The following is a 22,685-nucleotide window of genomic DNA, read 5'->3' as shown; positions in this document are numbered from 1 at the left end:
GAGCCTAACAGCTTGGGATGTTACGAAGAATGGGGAGGGAGTGCTGAATGAATAAACAGATAATGGCAAACCATTTAGGGTTTTATACATGGGAACAACTGATTGGTGCGTCTGACCTAGTGTCAAATGATGAGGCCCGTACGTGGTATGTAACGGCGACACGGACATGGTACAAATGGATCCTATGGAACACAGACGGGGATGTATATTTCAACAATTCCACCAAGGAAGAAGCCTTAAGTACTTTAAAGTACATATACGAAAAAAATGCAATTCATAACTTCGTGTGGCACGATGGCTATGATTTCAGTCAATTTGAGCCACACATGTACGGCATACTTGACGACTCGATTACTTGGCTCGAATTGGAGATGTAAGGGTTTAAACCTCCCGGTGTGGACCCGGTATGATAAGGGTCGTTGTCCGTTATCAAGACGTGCACGTGAAGTACGCGCACGCGCCTACTTACACTTCCTCCACTGTGTTCTCCTGCAGACCTAATCTTTTTTCAAGAATGGACGTAACTTGAAATTTCGTTAAAGAACATTCGCACCCCGTACGCCCAGTGCGGATCGGTGGCATACACACCTCCTTCGTGATTGCTTGGATCGTTGATCCAGATAATAGGGTCAATGCCAGCCGGTGGTGCAACCGACAACTTCACCTGCAAGAACTGCGCCGCGTACGCGGCCGACTGTGCAATTGTCGTGTGATAAAGCGCCCAGCTGCCAAATACATCAAATGGATTTTCGAGTTTCCACCTCTCGTTCGCGATACCACTTGGAACGAAGTCGAGTTCCTGTCCGGCAATCGCAATCATCAAGGCAGGGTTGACATCATACGCGTGCGCCACGCTGCAAATGGTTTCAATGTCGGAAAGGGAAAACGCAGAACCTTGCATTTTTACAAATGCGTATAACTTTTGTGCTGAAATCGGTTGGTAGCGAAGTGTCGGCTCAACGATCGAAGAAGACGCACGCCTGGCGGCGAGAATTTCTTCCTGCTGTTTCGCTTGTTGCTCGAGCATGGCAATCTCACTGTCCGTTAAGTTTAACTTTTTTGCGAGCGATCGCTGAGCTTGACTAAGCGCGTTCACTTGCCTCTTAGCAGAAGTTGTGGCTTGCTGTGCCAGCGCTTCTTGACTGGTTGCCTGTTGTTTCAAGGTGTAGAGTGCCCGGCCCTTTTTGACTAACAGCACATAATTCTGCTTTTGATTCTGTTCTTGGAGCAACAGTTCTTTTTGAAGTGCCTGACTTTCCTTCAATAGTCGGTTCTGACTTTTTGAGATATCCGAGAGCATTTGAAAGCGACTGAGTAAGTCGCTGAAGCTGGTTGCGCCAAAAAGCACAGCAAGATAGGGCACCTGACCGTCTTCGTACTCGGCGCGCAAAACTTCCTGTAAGTCAGAACGGTTTTTGTTCAGTTGAATTTCCGTATTTTTAATTTTGGTCGTAAGCAGGGTGATGTTTTCGGTAATTTGCTCCGTCTGTGATTCGTTCTGAAGGATTTGAGCGTTGAGACTTTGGACCGCCGTTTGGCTTTGCTTCGCTTGATTCTCAGCGACGGAAACGACGTTTTGCTGTTTCTGAATTTGATTTTTATCTTGTGTAATCTGATGTTGAATCTGCTGTTTTTGTTGCTGTGCTTGGCTCAGCGAGTCCGCGTACGCATTTTCGGCGATCGCGCTCATACAGAGCACGATGGTTCCAAGCCACAGGAACAATTTTTTGGAGGTATTCAAAATATCATCCTTTCGTGGAATGCCTCCGAGGTTAGTTGTCGGATTCGGACGACGAAGACGCCCGGGAGAATGGCTGGGCCATTCTCGCTTCACCCCAAGCTTGCCTTGAACAGACGACAAGCGAAGTTCCCCCGTACACATTGCTGTGATTCGGCTGATGATAGAAAGAGTATAGCATTGGAATCTAACGACCACACGAAGTAGTGACAGTACCAACATAGAGTTCGTATATTTGTCGGTTTCATGAGGGTCGTCATCTGGCACCTGTTACTATCTCATCCAATGCACCCGTGTTTAGCCGCCATCTGTATAGCAGACGACACACAAAATTGACGTGTTCTCCAACGAATCTTGACATTTAACCGATAATATCAGATCAAAATTGTATTTTTCTCGATTGCTGTGATATACGTTTCGCGTCCAGATTCCAGTTAAGTCCTCGGCCCTCGAAGAATCGCTGGGTCCAATCCCGTTCCGAATCCTCGCAGTCGTCGTCATCGCTCGTGCTAGCAGACCGTAATTGTGTTCCTGAAGGAGGAACGGATGTGAAAACGTACCGCTTAAGCCGGAATCGAAAACGGATTCTCGGAATACATATCGGTTTAACGGCGATGCTTGGAATGGTCGTCTTTCGAATCGGATACATACAAATGGCTTACGGTCAACGTCTCTTGAACCAGCAGAGTCAAGTCGTCGATGTAAGCAGGCCCCTGATTGCTGCAAGAGGGGCAATTCTCGATTCAAGCGGAAGTAAATTGGCATATGATGTTCCGGCTTATTACGTAGATATCAAGACAGTCAATTTTCGCAATTACGCCGCCGCCGCATCTAAGATCTTAGCGCCAATCCTCTCTACATCGAGTACGACGCTGCAGTCTCTGCTTCAGAGCAACAACAAATGGATTCAACTATCCTTCACCATCATGGAACCGCAAAAAGTCCGCCTTCAGAACGCATTCAATCAACATCAATGGGATCCAAAAAATAAAAGCATTCAATGGAGCACAGATGTTACCTTTACTCCGACAGAACAGCGGTATTATCCATACGGTACCTTCGCGGCGAACACGCTCGGCTATGTTTCAACAAGTGGGACGAGTGTTGGGGGAATTGAGCAAGAGTACAACCAGTTATTAGCGGGAACCAGTGGAGTGGTGACGTACAAAAAGGATGGATACGGATTTCCCCTTCCAAATACAGAAAAGGTTACGAAAGCAGCTCATGCCGGTGACAATATACAACTTACACTGAATGGAAGCATTCAGGGTTTTGTTCAAAATGAAATGAATAGCCTGGTGAATCAGTTCCACCCCGATCACGCGGCTATCATTGTCGCAAATCCCCAAACCGGGGCAATATTGGCAATGTCCAGCAGCCCCACTTTTAATCCCAACTCTTACTGGACAGCGACTGCGAAATCCTTTGAAAATTGGGCGGTCAGCAGTACCTTCGAGCCTGGTTCCACATTTAAACCAGTCGTACTAGCGGCGGCGCTCGCTACCAATTCGATTGCGTTGAACCAAACTTTTCAGTCGGGACAAATTACGATTGCCGGTGCCACCATCCATGATTGGAACTACTTTGGGTGGGGCAAGTTGACTTTCCAGCAAGCTCTAGAAAAGTCAAGTAACGTAGGATTTGCCACCATTGCCGGACGGCTAGGGTGGCCAAATCTCTCGCACTATATGCAGGTTTTTGGGTTCGACAGGCCAACCGGTATCAATCTTCCAAATGAAGCGAGTTCGATTTTGTTCCCGTCTTCACAAAGGGGTCCTGTACAGCTGGCAACCTCGGGTTTTGGACAAGGAATTTCTGTGACGCCACTGCAACAGATACAAGCCATTGGCGCCATTGCAAACGGCGGTAAACTGATGCGCCCATATATTGTGAGCAAAATTACATCGCCGACTGGTAAGGTGATTAAACAGTACGGCCCTACGATAGAGAATCCCCGAGTCGTACCGCCTGCGGTCGCTCATGCCGTGAGCCATGTCATGGTGCTTGATGTGTCTGGAAAAAGTGGGATCGACACTACTGCGCAGATCCCCGGGTACTTAGTTGCAGGAAAAACGGGTACGGCTCAGGTGCCAGGACCGAATGGGCAGTTTTATACCAATCGTTTTATCACCTCGTTTATTGGATTTGTACCGGCAAACAACCCGAAAGTTGAAGTCTACGTAACAGTGGATTGGCCCAAGGTGGCGCTGTCAAAAACGTGGGGCAGTACGGTTGCTGCACCATTTGCAACTGCGATTATGAAATACTGTCTGCAGTATTATCATATTCCGCCGAATACTGTCACAGCGTCTTCGAGTACCTCGTTACCACAAGGGCATGCGCAATACGTAGTGGTTCCAGACATCGTTGGAAGCACCCCACAACGTGCATTGACGACACTGCAGCAATTAGGGTTGAATCCGTCTATCATTGGCGTGTCTGGAAACGTGACTGAACAGTGGCCGCTTCCGGGCACAACAGTTGAAAAGGGGAGCAGAATGATTGGATTAATGAGCACGGTGGATATTGGCAAAAGCGTAACGATGCCTAATTTGGTCGGGTTGTCCATGAGAGATGCAGACAGTGTATTGTCGGCCTTGTCGTTGACTGCATCGCTTCACGGGGCGGGGTACGTCGTTCAGCAGTCCGTTCGTGCTGGGTCCAAAGTGACAATCGGTACCACCATATCGATTACTGGCGCCCCGTAACTGATCAGGTGACTTATGGGATTTGGCAACCTAGCTTAACATCGCTGCAGCCCCGTCTCTGCTGAGGCGGGGCTGCACTGTATGGCGCCTGGGATCCCTCTTGCTGGAAGGAAGGGGATTCTAATGATTAGCGCGATCGCGATGGTACGGATACCACCGTCAAACTGCCAAGAATCAATACCGCGCCTAGGATCTGCAGGTTCGTCAGACCTTCACCCAGAACCATCCATGCACAGGCTACGGTCCATACCGGCTCGAGATTAAAGGTCAGCGCCGCTTCCGTGGCTGATATTCGGGATTGCCCCCAGACCTGGAGCCAACTGGTGAGGACCTGTGCGATGATAGCTAGATAGATGATCCGCAGCCAGTCTGAGGCTGGCCAGTGGAACAGACCTGTGTAAATGTGAGGCGTTGTGGTGCCTTGTATCGCAAGCGCAATCAACAGCGCCGCCGTAGCTCCGATTGACTGAAGTGCTGCGAGGGATAGGGCGGGGACACGGCGAGATAGCGATGCCGTGCCGATGATCTGCACTGTGAATCCTACCGCTGCAAGACACGACCATACTACACCAATGTGGGCACTCCAAGACAAATGTTCAATGAGGAGGGCGACGCCGCCAACGCTTGTTGCCACAGAAAGCCATACGAGCAAATGCGGCCATCGCCGATGCAATACCGCAGCTGCAATGGGTGTCAGAACCACGTACAGCCCCGTAATAAAGGCAACTTCATCGACAGGGATGGATTTCATCCCCCACCCTTGGGCTAGGACGGATAACCCCATAAATGCGCCCATACCGAGCCCGAGCCACCAGTCTTTGGCTTGGAGGCGTGCACGTAAAAGAACGGGTGCCAAGATTACAGCCGCAATGCAAAACCTCAACCAAATTAGGATTGCCGGGGCAACGGTGGCCTCTGTCTGTTGGATAACGACATTGGCGTAACCCCACACAGCGGTCGCTAAGGTGAGTGACAGCATCCCGAGGATCCATCGACGCAAGCCGGAATTCATTTTGGGTCTGTTCGCCGCAACTTGTATCTCCAAGCCTTCGTTCATTCTCGCGGTGCTCCTTTGTTAGCCATTGACGGCCCAATGTGTAGGACGGGTTATCCGGAACTGACTCCATGATCGACTGCACGCCGAGGAAATGACAGTGCCTTTACTGCTGTAACCTGCATGAAGTCCATCTGCGTGGTTTCATCATCCAAATTTTTCTTTGCGAATTTATGTGTAACCTTTATAGAGTCATTACGTCTACCCCATTGTACCAAGCAAGAAGGCAACGGAACATGCGCATGGTTCCGAATCATGATCAAGGCTTTTGATTCACTAAGGTCAATTCGAACTAAAAATGAGCGGAGCGTGATTTAGATGAAATTAAATAAATTCGTCGTCTCGGGTTTGGCTCTCGCATGTGTGACAATGGCATCTGGGGTGGCGGCAGTGCCGGCAATGGCGGCAACGCAGTCTGGTGGATATACGATGGCAGCAACACACATTAATCTCGACGGGCAAAATGTCTCGAATCCTGAGCACGTGATTGCGAAGGACCCATGGAGCGGATCCAATACAACTTGGATACCGATTTACTACTTGCAGCAAGCCTTGAAGCGAGTGGGCTTTCAAACAACGTGGAATGGAACGGACTTGGTTTTCACAAAATATCCGACAAATTGGAAGTTTGGGGCTCTAGGCAATCAAGAAGCCAATCCAGTTGTTGCACCGACGGGGCAAATGCAGATAAGCCTTGTTGAAGGAGCTCCACCGTCAATGAACTTTCCCAGGCTCGTCGCTATGGATCCGGCCTCTGGAGCGAATACGACGTATGTTCCGATTTACTACATTGACTCAGTACTGAGACATGATTTTAGTATGGGGGCGACTTGGGACGGGATCAACTGGGATTTGACAGGGCAAGGATACAACCCGATTTCGACGACTTCCTATGCAACCTCTACCGAAGCAGCAAATCAGATTGCGAGTATTCAAGGTGGAAGCCTGTCAGGTGCGCCGGTCAACTTGGGATATGGCATTACAGCTATGGAAAGTGCAGGCATGGGGCATGCCAGATATGAGTGGCAAGAAGGAAACTGGGTGATCGAGGTCCGCTATTATACGATGAATACGGGCGTAAAACAGGTCGCCGAGGACATGGTGTCTTATCTTCACACACACATGCTTCCAGCGCCGAACAACCATGGTGTCATTATTGTTAACAGTACGGATACGAGCACGGCGTTTAATTCGAAGACCATTATCGCTTGGCAAGAAGGAACTAAAGTTAACGAGTTACAGCAAAGCGGAAACCCCGTTCAAGCATTGGCAACCGTAGTCAATCAAAACTAGTACACAAGGAAGGACCGCTCCTGGTTTGCCTAGTGCAACAATGGGGTGGTCCTTCCTTTTTTAATTACGTCGTTCTTGAGGGGGTTTCCAGTGTGAGGCTGGTTGGGGCAAGCGCGTAACGGATCGGATTTAAATCCGTGTGTTTAAAAGGTGATAAGCCATCTTCGTTGAAACACTAGTATGTCAAATGTGTATCGCACATCTGCATATATCGAAGTCTTAGGAGGATTCACGGATATGCTTGACGTTCTTAGTCTCTATGATCAGGACGAGCGCCAGTACGCAGAACAACCAGGTATGCGTCACGAAGTCGCCGCGGGCGTTGTCCGATTGGTCGACACAGTCTCAACCTACAGTACGGTCATTTACTCCTGTCTTACGACAGATGATGCTGACCAAGTGATTCAACGTGAGGCACTCTATTTCAAGCAGCTGGCCCACACGGTTGAGTGGAAACTCTTCTCTCATGATGCTCCACATGATCTGGGGGAGCGACTGCTGTCAAAAGGATTTTCCGCCGAGGAGCCTGAATCGATTATGGTTCTTCAATTGGATCAAGCTCCACCTTCGTTGCTCGCTGAGGCGCCCTTCGAGATTCGGCGAGTTACCGATCTCGATGGTCTCAAAGATGTCGCTCGTGTGTGGACCATGAACGACCATCGGGTAGCTCTGTTGGCGGAACTTGGCCACTTGCTTCTCCATCACCCGGAGTATCTCAGTGTTTACGTAGCATACGACAATGGGGTGCCTGTGAGCACAGCCCGAGTTCATTTCCCGAATCGAAGCGCATTTGCAAGCCTATGGGGAGGGGAGACAGTTCCCAGCCACCGTAAGCGTGGGTATTATACAGCGTTGTTGGCGTTACGCGTGCAGGAGGCTGTCAGACGCGGCTACCGCTTTTTGACCATAGATGCTGGTCAAATGAGTCGTCCAATTGTCGAAGAACATGGATTTCGGTTACTCACTTCCAGTCAGCCATATGTGTTAAGTCCCAAAGGCTAACAAAATTCGCGTCGGCTTTCTGCACACCTTACAGAACTATCGTGACATGAAGTGTAGAATGATGAAATGACCAGTTATCAGCCTTAGCTGTTAGTAGACGTGGGGAAATTTGCTGCCGAATAGAGAGGTTTTATGGGGGAGATGGGTTACATTTACTCAACAAATCAAACTAAGGGTGTGAATACCTATCGCACTTTCGTGAGATCACTCATTATAAATTACCTTATCGGTTCCGTAATTGCGGTAATTGGTGTGGGCGGATCGCTCATGTTTTCTACGCTTTCAGTTTCGCAAAGTGACGATTCTTTGCTTGCAATGACCCTCGGCATATCCCTCGTTATCATGGTCTGCACCGAGTCCGTAGTCTTCGCACGACATGTCTCCCCGATACGAGCAGTGTTTTTATCTAAGGATTTATCGAAGGATATCTACATCAAAGCTTATCGTCGGATATATAGATTTCCTGTTTTATCCGTATTCAGGATAATGGTACCGCATTGGTTGGGTGCACTGGTACCGGGTGTAACTATCTCCCTAATAGAAATTCATTATCACATACTGTCATTGCCGTATTCTTATGTTTTTCTAGCCGTCTTGGGATCGTTTTTAGTAGCAGGCATGCACGCCATGGTTGAATTCTTCTTAACTAGCAGAACAATTCAACCGATACTTACATTCTTTTCCGAAGTGCTGGATAGCCCGTATTCCACCGCTGCTCCTGTAACCGGTCAAGTGCTCGTGCCTGTGAGAGTGAAATTCTTACTTAGCGTGCTCGTCATTGGCGTACTTCCTTTGCTTTTATTCGGAATGGCTGGACAGATAAGATTGTCACAAACGGACGGTGGCGCTTCCTTTCAGTATTGGAACTGGATTGCGGCCGTGATGGTGATTGGCATTGCATTTGCCTCTTATGGTGCCTGGCTGCTCTCAAACGATGTCAAGAGTCCAATCGCAACATTGGAACAGTTGATGTTTCAAGTACAAAATGGTGATTTTGAAGTTAGAGCGTTGGTTCCATATTCTGATGAATTTTCAAAACTTGCTTCAGGATTTAATCACATGGTTACTGGTTTGGCAGAGCGTGAGAGAACCAATGATCAGCTAGTGGACAGTTACTTTGCTACATTAGCAGCGGCTCTTGACGCAAGGGATCGGTACACAGCAGGACATTCAACTAGAGTCGCAGAGTATGCCGTCATCATTGGGCGTGAAGTAGGATTGGCAGAATCGGAAGTATCGCTTCTGCGCAAAAGTGCATTGTTACATGATATTGGGAAGATAGGAATACGTGATGAAGTGTTGCTGAAAGATGGGAAATTGACAGACGAGGAATTTGAGGTCATTAAAAACCATCCGGTAATCGGAGAATCCATTCTGCAAAAGATACAGCCAGAATTGACGATGCAGCCCTTACTGCCTGGTGTCCGGTCCCACCACGAACGCTACGATGGTAAAGGTTATCCGGACGGCTTAAAGGGAGAACAGATTCCGTTATTTGGACGTATTTTGGCAGTGGCAGATGCTTACGACGCAATGACATCAGACCGTCCATATCGTGCAGGCATGACTCAGAATAAGGCACTCTCAATTCTGGAAAGCGGAAAAGGAACTCAGTGGGACCCCCAATTTGTCGATGCGTTTATCTGTGCAACGCGATAGGTCTGACTTAACAACTGACGAACAAGCAAACAAAATGCGGTTATTTATGCGTAAATATCCAGTTTTAGCTGGTCGCGAATAGCTCTGCGTCCATAATTGGGCACTAACGGGTACATGAAGAGCTGCGTTTCCACTGTATAAGTGCAATGACCATAAACTCGTTTCCCGCTACGTTTCCCGACATCAGTCTTCATATGTGTTAAAATACAGAGTATCTCTATATCCCACATAACTTAAGGAGGAGGATGTGAGCACGCTGTCCGGCTTAATCTCGCAACTGGATAAGGAGGAGAGTAATCCGTGATAGGTTACACAATTCACGCACTAGTTGGCATATTTGCCATCATGAACCCCGTAGGAAACGTCCCTATATTTTTGTCCCTCACTGAAGGCTATGACATCGATAAACAGCGAAAGACTGCGCGGAAAGCCATATTTATAGCCTTTTTAATCATCATGATATTTCTATTGTTGGGACATTACATTTTCCAAATGTTTGGAATCACAGTAAGCGCATTTCGGGTGGTTGGTGGGATTTTGATCTTTGGAATTGCCTATAACCTCATTCAAGCTAAGCCCTCTCACGCACATGTACCCCACGAAGATGAACACGAGGACAGCGTAAACAAGGAAGATATATCAGTAACCCCGCTTGCAACTCCACTGATTGCCGGTCCCGGAACAATTGCAACCGTAATGGCACTTGCAGGTGGAAGTAATTTACTTAAGGATTCGATATCAGTTTTTATCGCCGTTGTCATTGTAATGATGGGAACCTACGTGATCCTGTACTATTCCGGGTTCATTGGACGTCACTTGGGTAAAACGGAGATGAACGTGATCACTCGTTTGATGGGGTTACTTCTTGCCATTATCGCAGTTCAAATGGCGGTGTCTGGTTTAGACAAACTGTTTCCCGGATGGCTTCACACCTAAAGTTAAGTAGCTTGCCTGTGCAATGGCTACACTTGGACGTTTATATCACGAAAATCACGCTCTCGTGGAACCGGAAAAGAACGGATGAAAGGAGGTGTCCACCGCAATTAGGCCCTGATAGTGACCTTGAAAGGGGGCATCTGTCCACATGATGTACAGTCTACCCCTTGGGATATTCGGTAACAGTTGCTGATGTGGAATTTGATCTATAGTTCTTCCACCAAAGACATCAAATCGGCTTTCGATAGAACATTGGTCTCAGTCTGATACGCAATTGCCGTCATGACAGACAACACCATGACCACTCTCCATGTGTCCATAAAGGTGTCCCCCACTTCTTGTTCGCTGGTGTATCCCGCGAGAACGGCTTGACGGTCTTCAGGTAAGTTCCAACGCCACAGGTCCAATGCAGGATGGCTGAAATACGCATCCCCGAAGTCGATGAGCCCTGTAAACCGTCTGGTAGAGTGATCGACAAATGTATGTGTGGGGCCAGGGTTTGAGTGAAGGGCCACACGTTGATCGGATTCCGGGAGAGCCGCAATCGCTTTTTCAGCGATCTGTTCGGGTGTGTAAGGGAGGGTCCACGCAATATTCCTGTCGCGCATACGTTCGATACGCCCCTCAAACGCTTCCTGGAAACGAGCCTTCACCTCGCTGAAATTGGTGTCGCCAGGGAACAGTCCGCTTTGAAGAAATGGCCCCTGAGGAATGGAGTGAATGCGTCGCAATGTCTGACCAAGCTTGAACAGGGTCTCCCTGCGCGCATCGCCTTCCACTGTGGTATTGACGATCGCGATGCCAGGCATTCTAGTCATCACAGTATATTCAATGGAGCCGGCCCGTCCATAACCGAGAACCTTTGGAACGCTGATGACCTTGTCAAGCGAAAGCTGATTTAGATAGAAGACTTCCTTTTCGAGACTCGTGAGCGGACGTAATTGCTGCGGACGTTGAACCTTTAGAATGATGTTGTCATCAATGGCATAGGTACGCGCTTCTCCACCAGATTCATCGATGCCGGTGACGGAGTTCACGTCGGGCACATGCTTGCGAACGATTGCTAGCACGACATCGTCGCTATGGATCGGATCGGGTGCGTCAGGTTGAAGATAGATATGTTTTGGCAAGGTGATGTCCTCCAATACGACACTTATTGTTCTAGAATGGAGTTATAGAATGAATAGAATCTCCTTATTGAGTTTACAACTCAATAGCTACATCCTGACATTATCATGAATTGGTGCTTTGTTTCAGCCGACATCGTGTCGGCGGGAGGAGAAATTTTTACTGATGATTGATTATCTGACAAATTCGGACGGTCCTAAACTTAGTTACTCTTCAACCTCGGAGGTTGGAATATTGTACAAAGATAGGCTGGCCTTCAAGGTTTGGGCAAAAGGGAGTGACGAGGAATGACTGGACATTGGCATGCTATCATCAAACTTCTTTCAAAAACAAAATGGATGTTTGACATCACTCGGTCGGGGGACACGTACGCAGTGTCTGTCGTTACTGAACCGATTTCTATGAACGTGGCAATAGAGACCGTCCACGTTGAAGGTTCGACACTGAAGACCTCTGGGCACATGACACTGTTCTCTGAACTACCTCTCACACTGGAGTTGCACTTTGATGGTGATTCGTTGACTGGGTGTCTGAGTGTGCCGCAACTGGGAACTATCGAATTCCAAGGCGGGAGCGGTGATGGTCCATCACTCACGGATATTTTGGTACAACAGTTGTCTCCTTACCGTAAAGTGGGCGTGCGAGAAAGAACGGACGCAGAAATTCGAAACGCGGTGGACGAACTGCTCAGTCAAATGACAGTCACAGAGAAGATTGGGCAGATGAGTCAGTGCACTGCATCGGCCTTTTCGTTTGGTGAGGACATCATTACCGCCCCGCCGGAAGAGTTGGCAGCAGCGGGCAAGGTCGGTTCCATTCTTGGCGCATTCGATATTGACCGTGTGTTTGAACTTCAGAAAATTGCCGTTGAAGAGTCACGGCTCAAGATACCTCTCTTGTTTAATGCAGACATCATTCACGGCCACGAAACCATTTTTCCTGTTCCGTTAGCCTGGTCTTGTAGCTGGGATTTGGAGGGTATCCAGCGGGCCTGCGCTATCGCGGCGAAAGAGGCATCTGCATCGGGCATCACCTATAATCATGGGCCGATGGTTGACATCACGCGCGATCCACGGTGGGGCCGTGTCGTCGAAGGTGCCGGTGAAGACCCGTACTTAGGCGCCAGAATCGCTGAGGCCCAAGTTCAGGGATTTCAAGGAGATAGTCTGTTTAGCCAAGAGACCATCATCGCCTGTTTGAAGCACTTTGTTGCCTATGGCGCGGCTGAATCTGGCCGGGATTATAATACCGTGGACATTTCCGAGCGGACGCTTCGTAACGTATACCTTCCTCCGTTTCAAGCTGGCATTGAGGCAGGAGCGGGATCGGTCATGAATGCATTTAACATTTACGACGGCATACCTGCTGCGGCAAACCGCTTCTTGCTCAAAGACGTGCTGCGTGACGAATTGGGCTTCGATGGCATGCTGATTTCCGATTACGGATCTATCAATGAAATCGTGATTCATGGCGCAGCGAAGGATGAGGCTGAGGCCGCGAAGAAAGCTATCGACGCGACGATGGACATTGAGATGGTGACGTCGTTGTACCGCGAACACCTGCCTGCTTTGATTGAGGCCGGGTTTGTCAACGAAGCTCAAATCGACCTGGCGGTTCGGAGAATACTCACCTTTAAATATAAACTCGGTATTATGGATGATCCATTCCGCTACATCCGCCCGGAGATAGAACAGGAAGTTCACTTCTGTGATGAGCATCTGGAAGCAAGCCGGGAGCTGGCACGAAAGTCCATTGTACTACTGAAGAACGATGGTGTTTTGCCGATTAATTCAGCGGAAGGTCAAACCATTGCTATTGTGGGACCTTTTGCGAACAGTCGAGACCTCCTTGGACCTTGGCAATTTTCGAAACGCGGCGATAAAACGGCTACCCTGCTGGAAGGCCTCACTGGCAAACTAGCGGCAAGGAATCAGGTACTTCTGGCGGAAGGCTGCCAAGTCGAGCATGAGATAGAGTGCGGCTTTGACGATGCTTTGGAGAAGGCAAGGCGCGCTGATGTGGTGATTCTGGCACTGGGTGAATCCAGTCAAATGAGTGGTGAAGCTGCGTCCAGAGTTGATATCTCACTCCCAGCGGTGCAGATAGAGCTAGCTGAAGAGGTTGTCAAACTTGGGAAACCAACCGTACTTGTTTTGACTAACGGTCGCCCATTGGTCCTGGAATGGTTCGAGGAAAACGTAAACGCCATCTTGGAAACCTGGTTTCTCGGGTCACAAGCGGGACACGCGATTGCGGATGTGCTGTTTGGTGATTACAATCCAGCTGGAAAATTGACCATGAGTTTTCCGTATCACCAAGGTCAAGTTCCTATTTATTACAACCATTTCAACACGGGGAGACCGCTGACGCGTGATAATCAACATTTGAAATTTCTCTCCAAGTACCTAGATGCACCGAACGAGCCGTTGTATCCGTTTGGATACGGACTGAGTTACACCACGTACGATTACTCGGATATTCAGTTAGACAAGCACAAGATTACGCAGTCGGAGACATTGTGTGCGAAAGTAACGGTGACCAATACGGGAGTCTGTGCCGGTGAAGAAGTGGTTCAGTTGTATATTCAGGATTTGTATGGAAGTGTGGTTAGGCCGGTTAAGGAGCTCAAAGGATTCAAGAAGATTCACCTCAATCCAGGTGAAAGTCGAGAGGTTACCTTTTGCATTACTGAACAAGACTTGCGATATTTCAACGCTGATAGAACCTATACAGCTGAGCCTGGCGCATTCAAAGTTTATATTGGCTCCAGTTCGAAACATGTACAGGAATCAGAATTTGAGTTGGTTTGAGACACTTCCAGAAAACGAAATGTCCGTGAGGTGATATGTGACGTTGGCTGAGCAAATTCCATGGATTGTATTTTCATACAAGATTGCATCGGACACATCTACGCTTAGAGTCCGTGCATGGCGTATCCTGAAACGAATTGGGGCGCTGTCCATTCAAAACTCTGTATGCATCGTTCCAAAAACTTCCTTAACAGTGAGGAAACTAAACCAACTGAAAGAACTTGTCGAAAATGCTGGGGGACAGACAACGTGGCTGGATGTGACCATTGTATCGTCAGAGCAAACTGAATGGCTGGTCGAACAGTTCAACCAGGAACGTGCTGAGGAATATATGGAAGTTACCGAGATGTGTCACGGGTTCATGGCCGACACTTCGGTTTTGGAGTCTGAGGCGAGAATCGCTCTGATTGAAAAATCACTCCGTAAAATCGCTGCTAGAGATTACTTCGAGTGTCCCGAACGGAAGCCGGCTGAGTCTGCTTTGTTCAATGTGAAAGGCAGGTTCAAGAATGAGCATTAACATCCACTCCTTGCCTCAGGAGGAGGGGGACTGAATGACGAAAACGTCTTGCAGGAAATTTAACTTGGCAGCAGGTGCGATGACTGCAGTTTGGGTCAACCCTTGTACACCAGGAGTATGACTGACGACTTTTCCAATCACGATTCCTTTGGGGTAGATTGCTCCGATTCCAGAAGTAACGACCGTGTCCCCGTTTTTAATTGTCGCTAGAGGAGATATAAACTGCATGTCCAACATTCCAACTGTCTGACTGGATCCAAAAACGACTCCTGAGAATGGTGCTGTGCTATCTTCTATATAGCTGCTGACCCCGTCACTGCTGGAGGGGCTTGTGATAAGAACAACCGTCGCACTGTGAGATGTGGTATTGGATATTCTCCCGACGAGGTTCCCATTCGGAGATATCACCACCATGTTTGCGTGAATCTGATTTGATGTCCCGACGTCGATGGTGAACTCGTTATTCCAACTGGCAGCACTTCTTGTACTCACATGAGCAGGAACCAACTTCCATCCCGTCTTCAGTTGTTTCTCAAATTGAATCATCGCTTGTAAGCGGATGTTCTCCGCTTGAAGGTCAGACAGCTTCGCCTGTAATAAGTTGTAATTCTGCATCTGAGATTTGAGGAGCGTATTCTGCAGGTACATTTCCCGCAAACTCTGCAGATCACTCGTCACCGCATGGTATTGCTGTATGGGGCCTCTAAACACGGAACCTACGGATGACCCCATTTGTCCTAACATTCTTCTGGTCGCAGGTAAGACTGCCATCCCTGCCAGCAGGAGAATGACCACCATGGCTACGACGGTTGAACGGATCGATCTAGAACGCATAAATATCTTTTCACTCCAATCATTCACTCCACTACTTATAGACTGTCATATTGAGAAATAAGTTCGCAGTGAACGGAAAGTGAAGTCGCGCAAAATGAGACTCAATACATGATCAAGCCCCGCAGATAATTACCGCGGGGCTTTGCTAACAAGGTATCGGTATTAAATGGATCGCGTCGATGAACGAGTGTGTTTGCCAGCCTTTGCCGAAGGTCCGAATCGAAACAGTTTTGCGATAAACGTTGAGAGCGGTAGAATCACACGTGAAAATCTCCACATGATTTTGCTTGCAATGATACCAACAATCATGCCGCCGATAACATCAGTCGGGTAATGGACGCCAACAAACACGCGTGCAATCATGACGATGATAGCGATAATTGTGAAGGTATAGCTGATCCATTTCTGCTGCTTTCCCCACGATCCTGCCGCAAAACCAAAACTTCCTGATGCGTGATCGCTGGGAAATGAAGCGTCCTTACTGTGGGGGACAAGCTGTGTAAAGGTTCCCTTGTGAAACATGGTAAATGGTCTCGGACGAAACCAGATGTGAGAAATCACCACATTGATGATGAGTGCCAGGATCCCCGACAGCCCAGCCATCACCAATGCATGGCGATTCTGAAGGTCTCTTTTTGGAAGTGTAAACCAAGCGATAACGAATAGCACAGCATAGATTTCGAGCGCATCCTTGGCAAAGAAAATCATAATGGCGTCAAGCAGCTTGCTGTGGCCTGCTAGTCCATTGATCAAATGATAAACAGCAGTGTCAAAAGGGTTCAGAAACGCGTTGTGTATCACATCATCACTCCTATAATTTTTCGTTTTCATTTTCTCATATGTAAAGACTTTGTAAAGACCAATTCGGTTCAGTCACAATCTGAACTTTTTTCTTCTTTATCCTGTCATTCGTTTTGAGTGAGTTCTGAGTCTGCGGGAGGTGACAGAGGGATGCAAGGGAGCGTTCAACAGTTATTCCATCATTACGGTTACTTCGGTGTGTTCTTCGTCTTCGTGGCGGAAATGGTTGGTGCACCTTTCCCTGCAGAAACGACCTTGACCTTTTGCGGCGTTGAATGGGCTCAGGGCAATTTTGCATTTGTTCCTTTGTGGCTCGCCGCAGCGCTAGGCAACATGGTCGGGTCAACGATTTCATATGCAGTGGGACATTACCTCGGTTATCCCGTTGTGATTCGCTATGGGCGGTTTGTTGGACTCAAGGAAGCACGGTTGAAAAAAGCCGAAGAGATGTTTGCGAAGCATCGCAACAGTATCGTTCTTTACGGCAAGTTTGTGTCAGGGGTTCGGGTATTGACACCATTCCTAGCTGGTGTAAACCGTATGACCTTTGGTTGGTTTTCGTTTTGGAATGGATTAAGCGCTCTTGGATGGTCTGCTTTCTTTATACTGGAAGGGAAATATTTAGAAAAACTGTGGAAACACTATGATGTTTTCTTAAAGCATCATGAAATTGCCCTTATCCTTGCTGCCGGCACAGTGGTGTCCATAGTGTGGGTTTTGTTTACAAGGAAGCGGTGGGCGGCGAAGAGGTCAAAATAGCCTCATTTCGTGTGTTTCTCCTCAAACAACTCCTTTGGACCCAATCGAAACATCCTCACAATCAACATTGACAGCGGATGAATCCATCGTGAAAACCGCCATATGATGCGACCTGAGAAAACACCTACCACGAGACCGGCCAATACGTCCGTCGGATAATGGACACCGACGAACACACGTGCAAACATGACGACGACTGCGATAACGGTGAACGCGTGGCTGATCCACTTTTGTTGTTTTCCCCACGAACCAGCTGCGAAGCCGAAACTCCCCGATGTGTGATCGCTTGGAAAAGATGCATCTGCACTGTGTGGTACAAGTTCTGTAAACGTTCCCTGTGGAAATACTGTAAAGGGACGGGGCCTAAACCATATGTGGGAAATAATCATATTGATGACCAGCGCCAAGATACCCGCGCAACCCGCCATCACGAGCGCGTGTCGGCTTTCCAGGGCTTGTTTGGGAAGTACCAACCATGAAACGATAAACAATACCGCGTAAATTTCAAGGGCATCCTTGGCAAAGAAAATCATTACATCATCCAACAAAACATTATGTCCTGCCAGTCCATTAATCAGATGATAAAGGGTTGTATCGAATGGATTTGGGAAAGCACTGCGAAACACACCATCACCCCTTCACAGCAGAATATCGCTTGTTTTTTTCGTAGGCATTCATATCTGGTAAGAATTATTTAGTAAGCATTTATAGGCACCAGAAGGCCTTGCTTCAGAACGGAACATGATTATCCCCGAGCCATTATTCTTTCTGAATAAGCTGATCGTATGTATGGATTTAGACAAAGGGATGACTTCCTCGATGCAGTGTACATGTTGCAACCAAAGGCGCACATACTGCCATGCTCAGAACGGGAATAATAGCAAAATCTTTTGCGGCGTCGGGGAGGGATACGATTGGTCGTTGTGTTTGCAACCATCGTAGTGTGGATCGCCGTAACTGTTTTTTGGGTCGTTCCTAAAAAGATGTTACCCTTTGAGATTATATTTTTATTCTTGGTGGACACTGTCTTGGAACTTGGTACGATCGCTGTTTTGACTGCAAATCTTAAGTTTATTCAGTTGAGTCCAGGTATGGGTAATCTGATTGCAGATTTGATGTTTCGGCTCATAGAACTTCCACTGCTGCTGGTAACGACTTCAAGCCTGTTCTTGCATGCCAGCAAAACAGTAAAATGGGGTGGTGTTACCGCAATTATTGTGTTCACGCTTCTCGTCCAAAAACTCTTACTATGGCAAGGGATCCTCCGGTTTCACCATTGGAATCTCTTCTTTTCATTGGTGTACATGTTGGTATTCGTGTCCTTTTCCAGGGCAATGACCTGGGTCATCATGCGAGCTTCTCCGAGAAAGGCGTTGTAAGCATGACCGTTTTTGACACATCATTTAACGTGAACGAATGGGCAATCATTGTCGGTCTATGTATTGGGCTATCATTGGTCATTTTTTTGCCAAAACGATTTCCTGTAAGAGCGTCTCTAGTTTTCTTTATGTGCGGCGTGTATAGCGGGTTCATTTTTGACAACTCGTTCACTACAGAACCATACCATTTGTACGAGGTGAATGATGGTTCGCACTATCAGCTCATGGATTACACATTGTACTTGGCATACGGACCGATTAGTTATCTGTTTTTCTATATTTGGGATCTCATGAGCCTGACGTCTAAGGCAGTCCCTTTTTACGTTTTGATTTGGGTGTTGATTGCATGGGGGCTTGAGTGGTTGAGCACGTCACTAGGGATATTTCATTATTTTCATGGGTATCAATTCCTGTTCTCTATGCCGATTTACCTAGTGGTATTTTTTCTGTGGTTCACGTTGTACAGCTATTACAAAATCCTTTCTGCAAAAAATATGGTCTAAAAACCACATATATTTTCGCACGAAGGTTTATCCAGTTTGTTTTGAATGTGGTGAGTTGAGTTTCGCCCCACTTAACACAAAGTGCTCCCATGAAAATTCGGTGGGCTTTCGAGGCTATGCTTGATGATGCTTGCGTGTTATTGTTAGCTACGGAGTCGATTTAGATAGAGCGTGTCACCAAAAGTATTAACGGATTTTTTGGATTTTTAAGCGGCTATTATGGGGGAAAGATGACTAGATGGAAAGCAAACAACTCACAGAAGGTTCAATTTACCGAACTGTTTTTTTCTTTTCCTTACCCTTGTTGTTCGGTAACATTTTACAGTCATTAAATGGAACGATTAATTCAATTTGGGTCGGCCACTATTTGGGAGCCAATGCGTTCGCGGCTACAGCGAATGTGAATAACATAAATTTCCTCGTGTTTAGTTTGACGTTTGGTATTGCCATGGCTTCGTCAATATTTGTCGGTCAGCATTACGGAGCGAAAAGATATGTTGAGGCCAAACGCGTGATTGGCACCGGATTTACGTTTTTCGTGTTGTTTTCGCTGATCGTTACCATTCTTAGCGAGGTTTTTGCCACGAACCTTCTCGGGCTGTTGCATACACCTAAATCTGTGATGCCTTACGCTGTGCCGTATTTGCGTATTTTCATGATAACGGTTACGTTTTCTAACTTGTACAACTTTATGACGATGGCGCTTCGAGGTACCGGTGATTCAAAAACACCGTTTTACTTCTTATTAATTTCCGTGGTGATTGATACGGGAATGAACCCCGTGTTGATTTTTGGTCTTGGTCCTTTCCCGAAGATGGGTATTGAAGGGTCTGCAACGGCTACTTTATCCGCGCAGATAATTAGTTTGGTGTGTTTAGTGGTTTTTCTTTATTGGCACCAACACCCGTTATCGCTCCGGGGAACGGACCTTCGCTATCTATGGCCGAATGCCCACCTGATGAAGTTAATGATACAGCGCGGGATGTCGATGGGCCTTCAGATGTTGGTTGTTTCTACGAGTTCTATGGCGTTGATTAATTTGGTCAATACGTTTGGCTCTACAGCCGTTGCAGCATTTAGTGCGTCGATGAACATTACGAATTACATCAGCATGCCTGCGATGGCAGTTGGCGCCTCTGTATCGAATATTTGCGCACAAAATGTCGGTGCAAACCAGTGGGACCGGGTGAAACGCACATTTGAAGCCGGTCTATTGTACAACCTGGTGATGACAGGTGCACTGGCAGCACTGGTTTATTTATTTAACAAAGACGTTCTACACTTATTTGTTACGGAGCCTTCGGTGGTTGCGCTAGGTATGCATGTGAATGAGATAACGGCTTGGAGTTTCATTTTGTTTGGCGTGATGAACATCATCGTGAGTACTGTGCGGTCCACGGGGGCGGTTCTATTCCCGCTTCTGATTTCATTTGTGACTCAGTGGGTGATTCGTATTCCGTTTTCCTATATTCTAGCGTATCACTCGGGAATCGATTGGATTTGGTGGAGTTTCCCGATGAGTTTCTTCGTTTCAGATGTCTTGCTATTGATCTACTACTTTCAGGGAGGATGGAAGCGGATCACACTGCACGGCTTGTCCTCGAAACAGGCAGACACGTTGGAAGAATCCTTCTGATATGTGGTGTCTATATGGTGTCGCGTGTCAGTGGAAAAACTTCTAAAACCTCAAATTTTAGTGGGTGATCCGGACCCGATGCCTCTAGTTAGTGGTAAAGATCCCCACTAGGTCACGCTTGTTCGCTGTGATATCGGCCAATGTTACACCATCCAAGACATCTAAGTAAGCACTGAGTGCTCTGGCAAGCACGCCCTTGAGTCGACAGGCCGGGTTTAGAATACAAAAATTTTTAGGATCAAAACATTCCACAACGTCCCAATTTTCCTCTGTTTGGCGAACAACCCATCCGATATTGATTTGCTTTGGATCTTTGCAGATCTCAAACCCCCCATTTCGTCCGCGAGTCGTACGAATTAGCCCAAGCTTAGACAACTTGTGGACGCTTTTGGTCAAGTGATTGCGAGATATCCGGTACACCTGTGCTATTTCATCAATGGTGGATAATTCCCCTGTCGGTTTTGATGCGACATAGATGAGCACTCGAAGCGAGTAATCCGTAAACGTGGTCAGTTTCATGGCTTCCTCCAATATGTGAGCGTGATTAAAACCAACGAAAACATGTATTTGAAATATATCTTTGTGGTATGATGAAATTCCGTCACTCGAAATTACTGCGAAAGAGGGCACTAAAGTAATGCTATCGAAAAAGAACCGAGAAGTCATTCGTTCCACAGTACCTGTCCTTGAAACACATGGAGAGGCAATTACCACACAGTTTTATCAAAAGTTGTTTGCCTCAAATCCTCAGTTACTGAACGTCTTTAATACAGTAAACCAGACACAGGGGCGTCAGCAAACTGCCTTAGCTAATGCGGTGTACGCAGCAGCAGTTCATATAGACAACCTGGAAGAGATTCTGCCTGCCGTATCGAAAATTGCACATAAACACCGCGCCTTGGGTGTTTTGCCGGAACACTATCCGATTGTAGGAGAAAACTTGCTGGCAGCCATGAAAGAAGTTCTCGGAGATGCAGCAACCGACGAAGTGCTTGAGGCGTGGGGCGAAGCTTATGGCGTAATCGCTGACGCGTTTATCGGCGTAGAGCACCAAATGTACCAAGAGGCGTCCTCACAATCTGGAGGGTGGACTGGCTTTCGGGAATTTGTTGTGGACCAGAAGATTGTCGAAAGCGATGTGATTACGTCCTTTTATCTCAAACCGGCCGACAACGGGGCACTTGCTGATTTTCAGCCTGGACAATATGTGACTGTGAAAGTGAGTGCACCAGGCCAAACGAACACACAGCTACGTCACTACAGCTTGTCTGACGTTCCAAACGGGTCGTATTACAGGATTAGTGTGAAACGTGAAGCGGGTCGTGAAGATCAACCATCAGGTATTGTATCAACGTCGCTGCATGATCACCTTTCAGTTGGAGATACACTGTTGCTGAGCGCCCCAGCTGGAGACTTCGTATTTGATTGCGAAACATCGGGACCAGTCGTCTTTCTCAGCGGTGGTGTCGGAATGACCCCATTGGTCAGTATGTTGAAAACAGCCCTGGAGAAGCAGCCTAAAAGAGATGTCACGTATATCCACGCGGCCATCAATGGATCCGTTCATGCCATGAAGGATGATTTTAACCAGCTGGCTGATACACACGATCAGCTAAAATACTACATTGTTTATGAGCGCCCTTCGGAAGAAGACAGGAAACGTGCTCACTTTTCAAAAGAAGGCTTTATTGATCTCTCGTGGTTAAAATCCGTCGCTGACAAGGACAGCACGTTTTACTTTTGCGGACCACAACCATTCATGAAGGCCATATACCAGGGACTAAAGGAATGGGGAGTGAGCGCAGACCAAATTCGGTACGAATTCTTCGGACCACAGGGCAGCCTGGAATAAAAGCAGGTAATCGAAATTTGGGTCTGAGCAAAAACGCGGAGATGGAATGGCCCCTCATCTAGCTCGCTTGGGC

The 22,685-nt window shown here is 47.5% G+C and carries 20 protein-coding genes and 1 riboswitch; of the genes, 13 read left to right on the top strand and 7 right to left on the bottom strand.

The window, feature by feature from the left end:
• Positions 1–47 precede the first annotated feature (47 nt).
• Positions 48–377, top strand: coding sequence for a hypothetical protein (locus tag AN477_RS21555; RefSeq protein ID WP_054971238.1), 330 nt, complete (start codon positions 48–50; stop codon positions 375–377).
• Between the two features lie 131 nt (positions 378–508).
• Here the strand turns inward: AN477_RS21555 and AN477_RS21550 are convergent, their stop codons facing one another.
• Positions 509–1,741 carry a murein hydrolase activator EnvC family protein gene (locus AN477_RS21550; protein WP_245631923.1) on the bottom strand — a complete coding sequence of 411 codons (1,233 nt, stop codon included), beginning with the start codon at positions 1,739–1,741 and terminating at the stop codon, positions 509–511.
• A gap of 4 nt (positions 1,742–1,745) precedes the next feature.
• Positions 1,746–1,907, bottom strand: a riboswitch (cyclic di-AMP (ydaO/yuaA leader).
• 379 nt (positions 1,908–2,286) lie between these two features.
• Here AN477_RS21550 and AN477_RS21545 point away from each other — a divergent pair.
• On the top strand, positions 2,287–4,446 hold the full coding sequence (locus AN477_RS21545; protein ID WP_054971236.1) for a penicillin-binding transpeptidase domain-containing protein: 2,160 nt from the start codon (positions 2,287–2,289) through the stop codon (positions 4,444–4,446).
• Positions 4,447–4,573: 127 nt separating this feature from the next.
• Here AN477_RS21545 and AN477_RS21540 read toward each other — a convergent pair whose 3' ends face one another.
• Positions 4,574–5,503: a DMT family transporter gene (locus AN477_RS21540; RefSeq protein ID WP_054971235.1), complete on the bottom strand. Its 930-nt coding sequence runs from the start codon at positions 5,501–5,503 to the stop codon at positions 4,574–4,576.
• A gap of 315 nt (positions 5,504–5,818) precedes the next feature.
• Between AN477_RS21540 and AN477_RS21535 the strand changes: the two genes are divergently transcribed.
• From AN477_RS21535 to AN477_RS21520, 4 genes are all read left to right on the top strand, one after another.
• The gene (locus tag AN477_RS21535) at positions 5,819–6,793 is read left to right on the top strand and encodes a hypothetical protein (RefSeq protein WP_054971234.1); all 975 of its coding nucleotides are present in this window, start codon (positions 5,819–5,821) and stop codon (positions 6,791–6,793) included.
• 237 nt (positions 6,794–7,030) lie between these two features.
• Positions 7,031–7,795, top strand: a complete 765-nt coding sequence (locus tag AN477_RS21530; protein WP_054971233.1) for a GNAT family N-acetyltransferase — start codon at positions 7,031–7,033, stop codon at positions 7,793–7,795.
• A 267-nt stretch (positions 7,796–8,062) separates the two neighbouring features.
• Positions 8,063–9,454 (top strand): HD domain-containing phosphohydrolase, encoded by a 1,392-nt coding sequence (locus AN477_RS21525; protein WP_245631922.1) that lies wholly within the window; start codon positions 8,063–8,065, stop codon positions 9,452–9,454.
• A 300-nt stretch (positions 9,455–9,754) separates the two neighbouring features.
• Positions 9,755–10,390, top strand: a complete 636-nt coding sequence (locus AN477_RS21520) for a MarC family protein (protein WP_054971232.1) — start codon at positions 9,755–9,757, stop codon at positions 10,388–10,390.
• 206 nt (positions 10,391–10,596) lie between these two features.
• Here AN477_RS21520 and AN477_RS21515 read toward each other — a convergent pair whose 3' ends face one another.
• Positions 10,597–11,520 (bottom strand): phosphotransferase family protein, encoded by a 924-nt coding sequence (locus tag AN477_RS21515; protein WP_054971231.1) that lies wholly within the window; start codon positions 11,518–11,520, stop codon positions 10,597–10,599.
• A gap of 285 nt (positions 11,521–11,805) precedes the next feature.
• Between AN477_RS21515 and AN477_RS21510 the strand changes: the two genes are divergently transcribed.
• A complete protein-coding gene (locus AN477_RS21510; protein ID WP_054971230.1) occupies positions 11,806–14,328 on the top strand; it encodes a glycoside hydrolase family 3 N-terminal domain-containing protein in 2,523 nt (840 codons plus the stop codon).
• A gap of 43 nt (positions 14,329–14,371) precedes the next feature.
• Positions 14,372–14,848: a Chromate resistance protein ChrB gene (locus AN477_RS21505; protein WP_157062108.1), complete on the top strand. Its 477-nt coding sequence runs from the start codon at positions 14,372–14,374 to the stop codon at positions 14,846–14,848.
• Between the two features lie 15 nt (positions 14,849–14,863).
• Here AN477_RS21505 and mreC read toward each other — a convergent pair whose 3' ends face one another.
• Positions 14,864–15,682: a rod shape-determining protein MreC gene (gene mreC, locus AN477_RS21500; RefSeq protein ID WP_054971228.1), complete on the bottom strand. Its 819-nt coding sequence runs from the start codon at positions 15,680–15,682 to the stop codon at positions 14,864–14,866.
• A 162-nt stretch (positions 15,683–15,844) separates the two neighbouring features.
• Positions 15,845–16,483, bottom strand: coding sequence for an undecaprenyl-diphosphatase (locus tag AN477_RS21495; protein ID WP_083486547.1), 639 nt, complete (start codon positions 16,481–16,483; stop codon positions 15,845–15,847).
• Positions 16,484–16,633: 150 nt separating this feature from the next.
• Here AN477_RS21495 and AN477_RS21490 point away from each other — a divergent pair, with 150 nt between their 5' ends.
• Positions 16,634–17,242 carry a DedA family protein gene (locus AN477_RS21490; RefSeq protein WP_054971227.1) on the top strand — a complete coding sequence of 203 codons (609 nt, stop codon included), beginning with the start codon at positions 16,634–16,636 and terminating at the stop codon, positions 17,240–17,242.
• A gap of 2 nt (positions 17,243–17,244) precedes the next feature.
• On the opposite strand, the gene AN477_RS21485 is transcribed toward AN477_RS21490, so the two are convergent.
• Entirely contained in the window at positions 17,245–17,868 is a 624-nt protein-coding gene (locus AN477_RS21485) for an undecaprenyl-diphosphatase (protein WP_054971226.1), read from the bottom strand.
• Positions 17,869–18,156: 288 nt separating this feature from the next.
• Between AN477_RS21485 and AN477_RS21480 the strand changes: the two genes are divergently transcribed.
• The 3 genes from AN477_RS21480 (at position 18,157) to AN477_RS21470 (ending at position 20,760) form a co-directional block, all read left to right on the top strand.
• Positions 18,157–18,621, top strand: a complete 465-nt coding sequence (locus AN477_RS21480) for a hypothetical protein (RefSeq protein WP_054971225.1) — start codon at positions 18,157–18,159, stop codon at positions 18,619–18,621.
• Between the two features lie 2 nt (positions 18,622–18,623).
• Positions 18,624–19,124, top strand: a complete 501-nt coding sequence (locus tag AN477_RS21475; RefSeq protein WP_054971224.1) for a hypothetical protein — start codon at positions 18,624–18,626, stop codon at positions 19,122–19,124.
• A 238-nt stretch (positions 19,125–19,362) separates the two neighbouring features.
• A complete protein-coding gene (locus tag AN477_RS21470) occupies positions 19,363–20,760 on the top strand; it encodes an MATE family efflux transporter (protein WP_054971223.1) in 1,398 nt (465 codons plus the stop codon).
• A gap of 84 nt (positions 20,761–20,844) precedes the next feature.
• Here the strand turns inward: AN477_RS21470 and AN477_RS21465 are convergent, their stop codons facing one another.
• Positions 20,845–21,279 carry an RrF2 family transcriptional regulator gene (locus tag AN477_RS21465; protein ID WP_054971222.1) on the bottom strand — a complete coding sequence of 145 codons (435 nt, stop codon included), beginning with the start codon at positions 21,277–21,279 and terminating at the stop codon, positions 20,845–20,847.
• Positions 21,280–21,397: 118 nt separating this feature from the next.
• On the opposite strand from AN477_RS21465, the gene hmpA reads away from it, so the two are divergent.
• Entirely contained in the window at positions 21,398–22,612 is a 1,215-nt protein-coding gene (gene hmpA / locus AN477_RS21460; RefSeq protein ID WP_054971221.1) for an NO-inducible flavohemoprotein, read from the top strand.
• Positions 22,613–22,685 lie beyond the last annotated feature (73 nt).

It is taken from the genome of Paenalicyclobacillus ferrooxydans, from assembly GCF_001399675.1.
Lineage (GTDB): Bacteria > Bacillota > Bacilli > Alicyclobacillales > Alicyclobacillaceae > Alicyclobacillus_B > Alicyclobacillus_B ferrooxydans.
Note: the sequence above shows the minus strand (reverse complement) of the source record. Positions and strands in the feature narration are given on the sequence as shown.

Excerpts from the sequence above, each read along its gene's own strand:
- AN477_RS21535 (WP_054971234.1), top strand. The coding sequence starts at position 5,819 with ATGAAATTAAATAAATTCGTCGTCTCGGGTTTGGCTCTCGCATGTGTG.
- AN477_RS21525 (WP_245631922.1), top strand. The coding sequence starts at position 8,063 with ATGTTTTCTACGCTTTCAGTTTCGCAAAGTGACGATTCTTTGCTTGCA.
- AN477_RS21510 (WP_054971230.1), top strand. The coding sequence starts at position 11,806 with ATGACTGGACATTGGCATGCTATCATCAAACTTCTTTCAAAAACAAAA.
- mreC (WP_054971228.1), bottom strand. The coding sequence starts at position 15,682 with ATGCGTTCTAGATCGATCCGTTCAACCGTCGTAGCCATGGTGGTCATT.
- AN477_RS21470 (WP_054971223.1), top strand. The coding sequence starts at position 19,363 with ATGGAAAGCAAACAACTCACAGAAGGTTCAATTTACCGAACTGTTTTT.
- AN477_RS21475 (WP_054971224.1), top strand. The coding sequence starts at position 18,624 with ATGACCGTTTTTGACACATCATTTAACGTGAACGAATGGGCAATCATT.
- hmpA (WP_054971221.1), top strand. The coding sequence starts at position 21,398 with ATGCTATCGAAAAAGAACCGAGAAGTCATTCGTTCCACAGTACCTGTC.
- AN477_RS21530 (WP_054971233.1), top strand. The coding sequence starts at position 7,031 with ATGCTTGACGTTCTTAGTCTCTATGATCAGGACGAGCGCCAGTACGCA.
- AN477_RS21490 (WP_054971227.1), top strand. The coding sequence starts at position 16,634 with ATGCAAGGGAGCGTTCAACAGTTATTCCATCATTACGGTTACTTCGGT.
- AN477_RS21555 (WP_054971238.1), top strand. The coding sequence starts at position 48 with ATGAATAAACAGATAATGGCAAACCATTTAGGGTTTTATACATGGGAA.
- AN477_RS21465 (WP_054971222.1), bottom strand. The coding sequence starts at position 21,279 with ATGAAACTGACCACGTTTACGGATTACTCGCTTCGAGTGCTCATCTAT.
- AN477_RS21540 (WP_054971235.1), bottom strand. The coding sequence starts at position 5,503 with ATGAACGAAGGCTTGGAGATACAAGTTGCGGCGAACAGACCCAAAATG.